9 protein-coding genes are annotated in these 12,598 nt (G+C 39.8%); 6 read left to right on the top strand and 3 right to left on the bottom strand.

What is annotated here, in order from left to right; all coding sequences use genetic code 11:
• Positions 1–132 precede the first annotated feature (132 nt).
• Entirely contained in the window at positions 133–1,545 is a 1,413-nt protein-coding gene (locus ACZ449_RS21470) for a sensor domain-containing diguanylate cyclase (RefSeq protein ID WP_464258092.1), read from the top strand.
• Positions 1,546–1,650: 105 nt separating this feature from the next.
• Here ACZ449_RS21470 and ACZ449_RS21465 read toward each other — a convergent pair whose 3' ends face one another.
• The gene (locus ACZ449_RS21465; RefSeq protein WP_464258091.1) at positions 1,651–2,511 is read right to left on the bottom strand and encodes an AraC family transcriptional regulator; all 861 of its coding nucleotides are present in this window, start codon (positions 2,509–2,511) and stop codon (positions 1,651–1,653) included.
• A 297-nt stretch (positions 2,512–2,808) separates the two neighbouring features.
• On the opposite strand from ACZ449_RS21465, the gene ACZ449_RS21460 reads away from it, so the two are divergent.
• On the top strand, positions 2,809–3,597 hold the full coding sequence (locus ACZ449_RS21460; protein ID WP_464258090.1) for a gluconate 5-dehydrogenase: 789 nt from the start codon (positions 2,809–2,811) through the stop codon (positions 3,595–3,597).
• Between the two features lie 57 nt (positions 3,598–3,654).
• Positions 3,655–4,293, top strand: coding sequence for an RpiB/LacA/LacB family sugar-phosphate isomerase (locus tag ACZ449_RS21455; protein ID WP_464258089.1), 639 nt, complete (start codon positions 3,655–3,657; stop codon positions 4,291–4,293).
• Positions 4,294–4,397: 104 nt separating this feature from the next.
• Here ACZ449_RS21455 and ACZ449_RS21450 read toward each other — a convergent pair whose 3' ends face one another.
• Positions 4,398–6,314 (bottom strand): sigma 54-interacting transcriptional regulator, encoded by a 1,917-nt coding sequence (locus ACZ449_RS21450; protein WP_464258088.1) that lies wholly within the window; start codon positions 6,312–6,314, stop codon positions 4,398–4,400.
• Positions 6,315–6,743: 429 nt separating this feature from the next.
• Between ACZ449_RS21450 and ACZ449_RS21445 the strand changes: the two genes are divergently transcribed.
• Positions 6,744–8,207 (top strand): sigma-54 interaction domain-containing protein, encoded by a 1,464-nt coding sequence (locus ACZ449_RS21445; protein ID WP_464258087.1) that lies wholly within the window; start codon positions 6,744–6,746, stop codon positions 8,205–8,207.
• Between the two features lie 54 nt (positions 8,208–8,261).
• Complete coding sequence (locus tag ACZ449_RS21440; RefSeq protein WP_464258086.1) at positions 8,262–8,987, top strand: MIP/aquaporin family protein; 726 nt, start codon at positions 8,262–8,264, stop codon at positions 8,985–8,987.
• Positions 8,988–9,028: 41 nt separating this feature from the next.
• Here the strand turns inward: ACZ449_RS21440 and ACZ449_RS21435 are convergent, their stop codons facing one another.
• A complete protein-coding gene (locus tag ACZ449_RS21435; protein WP_464258085.1) occupies positions 9,029–10,171 on the bottom strand; it encodes an acyltransferase family protein in 1,143 nt (380 codons plus the stop codon).
• Positions 10,172–10,512: 341 nt separating this feature from the next.
• On the opposite strand from ACZ449_RS21435, the gene ACZ449_RS21430 reads away from it, so the two are divergent.
• The gene (locus ACZ449_RS21430; protein WP_464258084.1) at positions 10,513–12,498 is read left to right on the top strand and encodes a methyl-accepting chemotaxis protein; all 1,986 of its coding nucleotides are present in this window, start codon (positions 10,513–10,515) and stop codon (positions 12,496–12,498) included.
• The last annotated feature ends 100 nt before the right edge of the window (positions 12,499–12,598 follow it).

Here is a 12,598-nt window from a genome sequence, read left to right as displayed (position 1 = left end):
AGGAATTGACTGGCGGAAACTAGAAGATAGCTATAACTTACGAATAATAAGTTGCAGCTATCTTTTTTCTTGGCTAAATTAAAGTGTAAGTAGGATTATGGTTGTGTATCAATTCATGGGGAGGATTTGAGTATGCAAATGCTTAGCGATTTAATCAAGAATAATCAGTCATTTTTAATAAAAAGAACTTTGGACTACGCTAAATTGCATAATTACACCAAATATACCTCTACCTTAGAGGAAGCTTGGGTAGTATCAATCACAGGTTTATCTACAGCGCTGCTTAATGCTTCTTCAATAAATCCTCAGGTTCCAGAAATTGATGTTGAGCATGACTTTGCGCACAATCCAATGGCTTCTTTTGGTATAAAAGAAGCCCAAAAACACAGGCAAAGAGGAGTTACCTTGGAAATGTTTTTAGGCTTGATGAAATATTATCGCCAGACATATCTTGACTTGATAATGCAATCAATTCAAGATCAGGAGCAGCGACATTTATATATGCTATGGGTAACTCGGTTTTTTGATCACAATGAGATTTCTTTTTGTTCAGAATGGACTGCTCAAACAAAACAGACAATAATATCAGAACTTCAAGTTGCCAATCGAAATCTAACAAACGAGAAAAATAAATACGTAACAATATTTGAAAGCATACCGAATCCGGCTATACTTTTAGATGATGAAAATCGTTGTATTAATATGAATTATGCGGCATACCAACTCTTTCAGGCAAACCACCAATCTCCAGGCTATATATATTATTCAACCTTATCACTACAACCACAACTGAAGGATCTTTTGCCTTGGTTAAACGCTGAATTTATGGACTTTTATCAAGGGGATGCATTGGAATTTTCATTAGAAAAAGATTTTGAGTTGCCAAATCAAGAAAAGCGAAACTATATTATAAAATTTCACCGCATGCTGGATGTAAGTGATAAGTTCGAAGGAACGATAATTTTATTTAATGATATTACAGAACGTAAGAAAATCGAAGAGCAGCTTTTGCATATAAGCTTTCATGATATATTAACTGGTTTGTATAATCGTAATTATATGGAGCAAGAATTAATTCGAGTGTCAACAGGCCAATACAATCCGGTAGGCCTCATCTCTATTGATATTGATGGACTTAAACTGGTTAATGATAACTATGGTCATGATGCAGGAGATACTTTACTAATTACTGTAGCCCAAATTATTAAAAAATGTTTTCGCGACGGTGATATAGTTGCACGCATTGGCGGTGATGAATTTGCAGCATTAATGCCTTTGAGCGATGCAATAGTAGTTCAGAATGTGTATCGAAAAATATATGAAGAGGTAGCTGGGCACAACTTGGTTAACCTAACAATTCCAGTCAGTATTTCGATTGGATGGTCTGTTGGAAATCCTAGCGTTATGGGCAGTATAAATGAAATTATTAAAGACGCGGATAGAATGATGTATGTTGAAAAGCAAGGTAATCGTTTGAAATATAGTACACTTTTCGGAGAACGGTCCAAAGAATATGGTCAGAAGTTATTTAAACCGATAACTTAGACGTTTCGGGCATAGTCATAAATAGTGATGGGTACCTGCATTTGGCTTGAGCCTGAGCCAAATTATTAAAAAAATGCCGACCAAACAAATGTAAATAGCCTGTCGTTAACTTGCACTATATTGAGCATATTTTTTCGGAGATATGCCAACTGCTTTTGTAAACGCTTTTAAAAAGTTGCTATAATCATTAAAGCCACACTTCTCGCAAACTTCGCTGACGCCCAGATCCATAGTTAATAAGGATTTGGCGAGGGTGATCCGGCGGGCATTAATGTACTTGTTAATAGTGGTACCGGTAGTTGCCTTGAAAATTCGGCAGATATAAGAGGTACTGAGGTAGAATTGCTCGGCTAGCTGTTCTACAGTAATCGTCTCGGTGATATGCTGATTGATGTAGGTGAGGATTTCTTGCACCTGTTGGTTGTATTGAAAGTTGGAATCTGCTGTTTCTGAACTATGGTTATTTATAAATAAACTATTGAGCATAACCATCATTTCCATAAATGCAACCCGCTCAATTATATCACTGCCAAATTCATTCGAAGTGGTTATTTTGCCAATAAAATAAAGAAAACGGTGCTGCTGCTCCTTATTTAATGAAATACGATGGTTAAATACCTGATTACGCTCGGTAAAACAATAGCTAAGGTCGGTTTGTATTGTCGAAATCTCCTTTAAAAAATCAGGATGGATAGAAATAATAATACGTTCATGAACCATATTATTAATTTGGGTTAAATAATGGCTTTCAAATTGATTGATAATAAATAAATCGCCTGGATTAATATCGTAAAATCGGTTATCTATAAGGAATTGTTTTCCACCTGAAATGGAATAATATATTTCATAGCAATCATGGATATGCATATCCATGATTTTTTCTTCTTTGTGCAAATGGGCAATTGCATAATATTTGTTTTTCAAACATTCCGAAATTGCTGTTTTACATGATGTGAATGCTTCCATATTACATACATCCTTTCTTAGGGTAATTATAATTATCTTGTTCAAGATATGCAAGATTTATAAGAAAAAATGACAGGATTATGAAATAATAGTATGATATACTGATTGCATAAGGTAAGACAACAAAATAGCTATATATTCCGCAGTAAAAAAGTTTGCAGGCGTAGGTTGGTGATGCATTGACAACGCCTCACTACTAGCGTTTAACTTCCGCTTTTGCCAACACACCACCTACCTGTAAAAATCTTTAACACGTTGTATATAGCAGCAGAAAAGTAAAATAAAAAGGAGGTAAAAATGATGGGTATTATGAAAAAGTTTGCATTGGAAGGAAAAGTTGCATTAGTAACTGGTGGCTCTTACGGAATTGGTTTTGCTATTGCAAGTGCTTATGCTGAAGCAGGTGCAACTATTATTTTTAATGACAGGAATCAGGAATTGGTGGATAAAGGAATCCAGGCTTATAAAGAAGCGGGAATCAGTGCCTTTGGCTATGTATGTGACGTAACCAAGGAAGATGAAGTTCAAGCTATGGTGGCAAAAGTGGAACAAGCGGTTGGTATCATTGATATTCTTGTAAACAACGCTGGTATTATCAAACGTATTCCAATGACTGAAATGACTGCGGAAGAATTCCGTCAGGTAATTGATGTAGATTTAAATGCACCATTTATTGTAGCGAAAGCAGTAATTCCGGGAATGATTAAAAAAGGACATGGTAAAATTATCAATATCTGCTCGATGATGAGTGAACTTGGGCGGGAAACAGTATCTGCTTATGCAGCTGCTAAGGGCGGCCTGAAGATGCTGACAAAAAATATTGCATCAGAATATGGCGAGTTTAATATCCAGTGTAACGGTCTTGGACCTGGTTATATTGCAACACCGCAAACAGCACCTCTCAGACAAGAAGGACATCCATTCAATAGCTTTATTATTGCAAAAACACCGGCTGCACGCTGGGGAACACCTGAAGATTTACAGGGGCCTGCCGTATTTTTAGCATCAGATGCCTCTGATTTTGTAAACGGACATATCCTCTATGTAGATGGTGGTATCCTAGCTTATATTGGAAAACAACCTTAATTTAGGTTTGTATTATAAGAGAACGTTGGAAACGTATTATTAGGAGGCATAAAAAATATGAAAATAGCATTAATAAATGAAAATAGCCAAGCAGCTAAAAATGAAATGATTTGTTCTGTTCTAAAAAGAGTGGTAGAACCAATGGGCCATGAAGTGTTTAACTACGGAATGTATAGTGCAGATGATAAAGCGCAATTGACTTATGTACAGAATGGAATCCTGGCAGCGATATTGTTAAATGCAAAAGCAGTAGATTATGTAATAACAGGATGCGGTACAGGAGAAGGTGCTATGTTGGCTTGCAACGCTTTTTCGGGAGTGATATGTGGACATGTGGTAGATCCATCTGATGCATATATGTTTGCTCAAATCAATGATGGAAATGCAATTTCTTTACCCTTTGCAAAAGGATTTGGCTGGGGTGCTGAGTTAAATCTTCAATATGCCTTCGAGAAGCTATTTGAAGGAAAAAGCGGACAAGGCTATCCTAAAGATAGAGTAATTCCAGAACAACGGAACAAGAAAATTTTAGATGAAGTTAAAAAAGTTGCTCATCAAGATATTATGACTGTTTTAAAAAATATAGATCAAGAGTTACTCAAAGGTGCAGTAAGCGGAGAAAAATTCCAAGAATACTTCTTTGCAAATTGCAAGAATGACGAAATTGCGGATTATATCAAGCATGTGTTAGCTTAACCAATCTCGTTGTCGCTCCAGAAAAATCAAGCCTTCCAGGCATTTGCTTGGAAGGCTTTTTTATCGTCAAGAAGGCTGTCAATGCAACTATGATAGAGCTTTTGTTAGTACGTTTTCTTGACTTCAATTTTATAAGTTTTTAGTTTTCGATATAGTGTGCTTCTATCCATTCCCAGTGATTTCGCGGTATGGGTTATATTTGAGTTGTATTGTGCTAATGCTGAAGTAATTCTATCTTTTTCAGATGCTGGAGACATGCCGGTGGGAATGTTGTTTGTAAGGACGGGTTCGGATTCTCTGTCGTGCCAATACTTTTGTATAACACCCTCAGTAATAACCTTTTCACTAGCGATTACGACTAATCTTTCAATGAAAAACTTTAATTCTCTAATATTTCCAGGCCAAAAATATTCAGACAGATAGTCGTATCCGGTCGGGGTAATTTCCAGCTGTTTAAGGTGTTGCTGGTTATAGTAATCCAGGAAATGATGGGCGAGATATTTTACATCGTCGTGTCTATTACGCAAGGGTGGTAACGTCACTGTTAGCACTTTAAGCCTGTAAAAAAGATCTTGCCGAAAATGTCCTGCTTTAATAAGTTCCATTAAGTTTTTATTGGTAGCGGCAATGATTCTCATATCAACTGGGATATATTTATCATCCCCTAAACGCATGACCTGCTTTTCTTGCAATACCCGGAGTAACCGACCTTGACCGTATTTGTCCATTTCTGAGATTTCGTCCAGAAAAATTGTGCCCCCATGCGCCATTTCAAATAAACCGGGTTTTCCCTTTTTTGTTGCTCCCGTAAATGCTCCTTCTACATATCCAAAAAGTTCGCTTTCAAGCAAATTTTGTGGTAAGGCAGCACAATTGATGGCAACAAATGGTCCACTTTTCCTTTGGCTATTATTGTGTATGCTTTGAGCAAATAATTCTTTTCCTGTGCCTGATTCGCCGGTAATTAAAACAGTGGCATCAATTAAGGATATTTCTTGTGCGATTCGTTTGGTTTCAATAATTTGCGGGGAGGCTCCTACGATATCGGTAAAGCGATATTTTGCAACAAACCGTTTGGCGACTACTTCATTGCGGATTCTAACTTCCATTTCCTGAATACGTGTGACATCCTGGAAAGCGATGATAGCACCGATGATCAATTGATCAACGATGATCGGCGTAATGTTGATGGTGATCCAAATACTACCGAGTCGGATGACTTGCCCGATAGTGTGCTGACCGTCTTGTAAACAGGCATCAACATTGATAAAGGTGAGTACTGAGTTAGTTTTTTGCCCAAGCATTTCTTTGGCCGAACGATTTAGCAATCGTTCGGCTGTTGGATTAAAAACCTTAATGATTTTTTCTTTATTGATACTAATGATGCCTTCTAATGAATGGTTCACTAATGTTTTAAATTCTTGGGCTCGTTCTTTTTCGATTTGTCGGCCTAGTGCGATTTTTTGAGCCTCTAAAAACGCTGAACGAATGGAAAAATCGCCAGATCGTATGAGGTGAGTTTTTAAGCCTTGCTTGGCAGCCAGAAGAACCGTTTTTATACCTCCCACCACAATATTGGCATCTGTTGCTGCGACTTCGCCTATTTTTGCGGGGATATCATCAATTGTCTTAAGGGGATAAATGGCCAGTTTAATAGCCAGAATGTCTGACAATACTTCAATGTCATTGGCCATATTGCGATAGGCTAATATAGCAACTTTGGGGTGCGGTAATCCGGTTATTTTTTTTGCTTCATGAAAAACTTGGGCGAGGTCTTGTCCGGTAATGGGAATTTCAACAACAGGGATTCTTACGTTTGATTCGATAATTAATTGGGCTGTGCCGCCTCTGCAAACAATAACGTCAACATCGTCATTTTGCAGTTTTTTAGCAAGTTGAATTCCCCTTTTTAGACGTGCTAAATAGAGGTCAATTTTATGGTCTAAGCCAAGTTGATGGATAATTTCTTTGCCTTGTAAAAATAATTGTTTATCAGGAGCAATAAAAACGATTTTAGACAAGTAGGATCACTCCTTTAGATCAAGTATTCTTAATTATACTGTTTGAAAAATCAAAGCGCAACAGCGTTTGTAGTATAAAATGCTACATTTGTTGTATGGGTTGCTTTATCTAATCGTGCCATTAAGGTTGAAGTGAAACGATAATTGTTGTCTTTGAATTCCCCGGCTGTGGGTCGCGCGTTCGAATTCATGGCTCACTCCAATAAAATGAAGCCTTCCAGGCATTGCTTGGAAGGCTTCATTTTATTGTCAGAGGCATTACATGGAAATTTTGCAGAAAATTTATAATTATAAAAAAGGATTACCGGTATTTGGTTTTGAATTTACAATAAAAAGATATACAATTTATGCGTGACTAAGCTGTAGGGATAGGATAAACCACATCTAAGTGTAGTCGTACTTTATTGCAGTGCCGGAGGGATTAGAACCATGACGGAGGATTTCATTGAAAGAGGTGCTTTATCTGGAAAATGGAATTTGGTTTTGGCAGCTTTGCCCTACGGAATTGGCATTTTGGATGAAAATGGGTACATTATCTATGCAAATTCAGCTTGTTTGGAAGTTGTGAATTACTCGATTATCCAGATGATCGGGCAAAGTATTGACAAATTTTTACCAAACGGCGTAAATTTTGTGGAAATACGCTCTAGTAAAAAGCCATTTAGATATAGTAGAGTCAGTCCGAGCGGCGGTACGGTAGTGACTGACATTATACCTTTTGACACAGAACAGGAAACAGGCGGTGCGATTTTACTAGTAAAAGACGATCAGCAGTTGAAGAATGTAACAGAGCAATTGCAATGGGCAATGGCAAAAGTCGAATATTTGGAACAAAGGTTAAAAGAGGAAAAAGAATCCGGCTGGTATTCGGGGCGGATGAGGAGCGAATCGTTGGAGCAAAAGATGATTCGCTCAATAAAGCCTGGTAAAGCTTTTGAAAAGTTTATCGGAATGAGCCAAAAGGCGTTGGACTTGTTAGGAGTATCTGCAAAAGCGGCCAAAGTGCAATCAACGGTGTTACTATGTGGCAAAAGTGGTACTGGCAAGGAACTTATCGCTGAAGGCATTCATCAGGCCAGTTCCCGGGCGCAGGGGCCTTTTGTTAGAATCAATTGTGCTGCCATTCCAGAAGCTTTGATGGAAAGTGAAATGTTTGGACATGAAAGGGGGGCTTTTACTGGCGCGGTAAAACGAAAACTGGGGAAATTTGAACAGGCGCACAAAGGAACGATATTTCTGGACGAAATCGGTGAAATGGAACTAAATATGCAGACAAAGCTGTTAAGAGTACTGCAAAACGGCTGTTTTGAGCGGGTGGGTGGTGAGGAAACTATTCGAGCTGATGTTAGGATTGTTGCTGCTACCAACCGAAACATGGAACAAATGGTCAAGGAAGGAGAGTTCCGGGAAGATCTATACTACCGCTTGAATGTAATTCCGATACAATTGCCGACCCTTAACGAAAGAAAAGAAGATATTCCCCTTTTAGTAGATTACTTTCTGAGAAAATATTGCCGCGAATTTGGTAAGCAGATTATGGGAATTAAAAAGGCTGCCATGGATGCTCTTATATGCTATGATTGGCCGGGAAATGTACGAGAACTGCAAAATATTATGGAAAGAATGGTGGCGCTGACTGATAGCTCTTATATTGAATTAGATGACATACCTGACTGCTGTTATTGCATGGAAGCACCAAAAATTAGTGTTGAGGCAGGAAATCTCTATGGGGCAATCATGCAGAGCGAATTATTTTCATTGGCTGAGTATGAAAAACACATCATCAAAGCCGCTCTTGAAAAGCATGGCAGCTATACGGCTGCCGGTAAAGCCCTGGGAATTACTCATAAAACAGTAGCGGCTAAAGCGCAAAAATATGGAATCGATAAATGAAAACCGTGATATCCACTAACAGGAAAGCAGTGTAGGGAAGGGGAACTTAGTACTATGTCAGGATATTTTGGTGAATTTTTTGGTACAATGGTGCTGATTATATTGGGCAACGGCGTAGTGGCTAATGTTGTTTTGAGCCGGACAAAAGCTGAGGGTGGTGGATGGATGGTAATTGCTTCTGGTTGGGCTTTTGCTGTGACTATTGGTATATTTTGTGCGAATGCCACCGGTTCTGTCCAAGCTGATATCAACCCCGCATTAACGCTAGCAAAACTTTTGATGGGTATTTATCAGCCGACCCAGGCTATTTATATTATGTTTTGCCAAGTTGTTGGAGCATTTGCTGGGGCATGTTTGCTTTGGCTTCATTTTTGGCCTCATTGGGCAGAAACGGAAGATAGCGGTTTGATATTAGCGGTATTTTCTACTGGGCCGGCTATTCGCCACAATCTAGCCAACTTATTCTCAGAAGTTATGGGCACTGTTATGTTGATTGTACCTGTGTTTGCCATATTCTCGAAAAATGTCGGAAATATTCCGCCAGGAATAGGTGCCTATTTAGTCGGGATTTTAGTATGGTCGATCGGCCTAAGCTTGGGTGGCACGACCGGATATGCTATTAATCCTGCCCGCGATTTGGGGCCGCGGCTGGCCCATGCTATTCTTCCTATTCCAGGAAAAGGCGATTCGGATTGGCGCTATGCATGGATTCCTGTAGTAGGTCCGTTTATAGGCGCTATGCTCGCCTACGTAATTGCACAGGCTGTTGGCATTATTTAGATACATGCGGTTTTTTGCGTTTAGAAAGCCTTATCCATGCTTCAAGAATTTTGATCCAAAAATTGAGTTGGTTTTTTTCTGTTTATATTGAGGATTCTTCCGATACTATATTCCGATATCAAATAACATAAGACTACAGATAAAATCGACACTGAAATAAATTTAATCCACACCGAAGCTTCTATCTTTTGTGCCATATAGGCCAGCGGTAAAAGGACAAAGTGGTGTATATAGTAGATAATATATGAATTAGCAGACAACCTGCGCCAGAGGTACGCATCGCTATTAAAAAAATCCCGGAATAGTACCATAAAACCAAAGGTAGCTGCAAGGCAGAAAAATGAGTGTACTAAAGCGTGACCTACTTTAAGCATTACTGGTGTAGTATCGCTAAATACAACTCGGTATGCAGTAAAAATCACAAGCATCAATATCGACGTAAAAAAACAATGTTTAGCAAGAGGGTTGTAGCCAGCTTCAGTAAACCATAAGCTGCGCCATGCATGTATTCCTAAGCCAAAGTAACACAAATACAGCAAGATACGTGTCGGTTGAATATGGGCTACATAGGCCGCACTTACCCACTCATCTACCTGGAAATAAAGATTGGCAACAAAGAAAGTTATTGCAGTCACTGTGCCAAACAGTAAAAAATCTATAAGGGAAGGCGATGAAGGTAAAATTTTTCTTTGAAAAGAGGATGGTGCAAATTTATATACAACAGTGAGCAGCAAAAAAAACCACGCTAACACACCCAAAAACCAATATTGTGCATGGTTAAAAATCGGAGGTCCAAAAAAAATTGCCCAAAAAGAAATATAGCTTGGCGGTGTAGCAGTACGGCTAAAGGGAATCGAATAGGTAATCAACGGCGCAAACAGCAATACGCCGACTACCCAGGGAACAACAATTCGGAAAAATTTACTGCGCCAAAATGCTGCTGTGCCTTTTTTTATTAGTACAGGCAATGCAAAATATCCAGCAATGAAAAACAGTATTGGCATAATAAATACGTCGGTAGTCATTACAAAAAGATCAAACAGTGGATTTTTTTTTATATCAATTACATACCACCATTCTGGTGGTCTAGTCATATACCCGATGGCAACATGAAAAATAACAACCATCAAAATAATAAATCCCCGAAGATTATCAAAAAAACATATTCTACCAGTATTACCCATAAAATCACCTCTCTCTATTGTTGTATAAAACTTTTATACGCAAAAATTATGCCAACGTATAAGGGTTGTTCCTTACCCTCAATACTATAAGCATATACGGACTGTTTTTAAAGATCGGCCGCTAGTTGGCTACTAATCGGTAATCCCAAAACGGGTAAAAAATACCCGTTACGGGGAATTTTTACCCGTTTTTTACATTGTATTTATGATAGTAAACAGCTGCTGTTACACATGATGAAATACTGCAATATATGACAAATTAGGTGTAAATTATATGTTATAATGTAAATTACGATAGCGGACTGACGTAATAATTATTATTATCGCAGGAGGATGGAAAAATGAAGCGTTCGTTAGGTATAAAACAAAAGTTAGTTATGTATACTACCTTGTTCATTGCTGTTGCTGTTTTGGCAGTTGCGGTGCCTGCACTTTATTTCTTCACGGCGAATATGGAAAAAGAGCGCGAACTGCAAACAAACCAAGGATTAGACGGTCTAAATACTATATTAGAAGATTATAAGAGCGATGCGGTCATTTATGCGACGCTTTTCAGCCGCCACCCCGAGGTTATTAAAGCAGTGGAGGCGCGGGATTCGGCTGCGCTAGTACGGATTATTGGACCATTGGCTAAAGAGGCTAAACTTGATTCGGTTACTGTGTCGGATGAAAAGGGCATAGTGATCGCCCGGACGCATGACACGAAAAAAGGTGATAGTGTGATGAATCAGCTCAATGTGCAGAAGGCTCTCAAGGGCACGACTTTTGCGGCCATTGAGTCAGGTACGGTTGTAAAGCTATCGGTTCGGGCTGGGGTGCCAGTGTATAATGCCGAGGGACGTGTTATCGGCGTAATAACACCCGGGTACAATGCAAGTCGGGATGAGATTGTCGACAAGGTCAAGCAGATGTTTGGCGTTGATGTCACGTTATTTCTGGGCGACGAACGGATTGCCACAACGATTATCCAAGATGGACAACGGGTAATAGGCACTAAACTGAATCCTGTAATTGCCGAAAAGGTGCTGAAGCAGGGGCAAAAATATGTTGGTCGTGCTGAAATTATCGGCAAGGAATACATAACGACATATTTGCCATTGATGGGACCGGAAGATAAACCCATCGGGGTACTGTTTGCGGGTCAAAATATTTCGGAACTTAACGTTGAAAAAAATAAATTGATGCTGAGCATTGGTGCGATTGCGCTTTGTGCCCTAGGGATAGGGATGTTTTTTACCTTTTTATTGGCTAAGGGTATTACAACTCCTATCAAGTACTTGGTGGAAGGCGTCGGCAAAGTGGCTGCAGGCGATCTTACCCAAAGGGTGGTGGTTACTTCCAGCGATGAAATCGGTGTTTTGGCTGGTCACTTCAACGTCATGGTGGATCAACTAAAAGCGTTGGTGACACGCGTGAGTGGTATAGCAGGAAACTTGTCCGCCGCAAGTGAAGAACTTACAGCCAGCGCTGACCAGACAGCCCAGGCAGCCAATCAGGTTGCTATTACCATTAGCGAAGTCGCAAATGGGGCTGAAAAGCAGCTAAAAGCGGTTGATGATACTGCTGTAGTTGTAGATGAAATGTCAGCCGGGATACAGCAAATTGCGGTCAACATCAATACGGCTGCTGATACTTCAAAAAGATCGACTGATTCAGCGCAAGCGGGCAGTGCGGCTGTGGAAAAAGCTATAAACCAGATGAGGCAGCTTGAAGACACTGTTACCAATTCAGCCCAAGTAGTTACTAATCTAGGGGAACGATCTAAGGAGATTGGACAAATTGTGGATACCATCTCTGGCATCGCGGGGCAGACTAACCTGTTGGCTCTAAATGCTGCCATAGAGGCGGCGCGGGCAGGCGAACAGGGAAAAGGCTTTGCTGTTGTAGCAGATGAAGTTCGAAAATTGGCCGAACAATCAAATGACGCGGCAAAACAGATCGCCGAACTGATCTCCATAATTCAACAAGATACTGACAGTGCGGTAGTGGCGATGAACGAAGGGACCAAAGAAGTCCGTGTTGGTACGGAAGTGGTGAGTGAGGCAGGCCAATCCTTCAAGGAAATATTCCGATCAATCACTGAAGTAACGACCCAAATCAGTGGAATATCGAAGGTCACAGAGCAGATGGTGAGCGGTAGCCAGCAAATAGTAACTGCAGTACGCGATATTGATGTCATATGTAAGGATGCAGCAGGGCAGACACAAACAGTATCTGCAGCTACTGAAGAGCAGTCTGCCACTATGGAAGAGATTGCATCTTCGAGCCAAGAGTTAGCTAAGATGGCAGAAGAACTGACAGAGACCATCAGCGCGTTCAAGATATGATGTAATTTACGGAGATTCCCAAGCCCGGATACTGTTGTTCACTCCAGTAAAAACAAGCCTTCCAGGTATTTGCCTGGAAGGCTTGTTAATTGCCAGAAAG

Source organism: Desulfosporomusa polytropa, assembly GCF_055380075.1.
Note: the sequence above shows the minus strand (reverse complement) of the source record. Positions and strands in the feature narration are given on the sequence as shown.

Bases quoted from the DNA above. Each gene is read 5' to 3' on its own strand.
- ACZ449_RS21445 (WP_464258087.1), top strand. From the start codon at position 6,744: ATGACGGAGGATTTCATTGAAAGAGGTGCTTTATCTGGAAAATGGAAT.
- ACZ449_RS21465 (WP_464258091.1), bottom strand. From the start codon at position 2,511: ATGGAAGCATTCACATCATGTAAAACAGCAATTTCGGAATGTTTGAAA.
- ACZ449_RS21460 (WP_464258090.1), top strand. From the start codon at position 2,809: ATGATGGGTATTATGAAAAAGTTTGCATTGGAAGGAAAAGTTGCATTA.
- ACZ449_RS21430 (WP_464258084.1), top strand. From the start codon at position 10,513: ATGAAGCGTTCGTTAGGTATAAAACAAAAGTTAGTTATGTATACTACC.
- ACZ449_RS21455 (WP_464258089.1), top strand. From the start codon at position 3,655: ATGAAAATAGCATTAATAAATGAAAATAGCCAAGCAGCTAAAAATGAA.
- ACZ449_RS21440 (WP_464258086.1), top strand. From the start codon at position 8,262: ATGTCAGGATATTTTGGTGAATTTTTTGGTACAATGGTGCTGATTATA.
- ACZ449_RS21435 (WP_464258085.1), bottom strand. From the start codon at position 10,171: ATGGGTAATACTGGTAGAATATGTTTTTTTGATAATCTTCGGGGATTT.
- ACZ449_RS21470 (WP_464258092.1), top strand. From the start codon at position 133: ATGCAAATGCTTAGCGATTTAATCAAGAATAATCAGTCATTTTTAATA.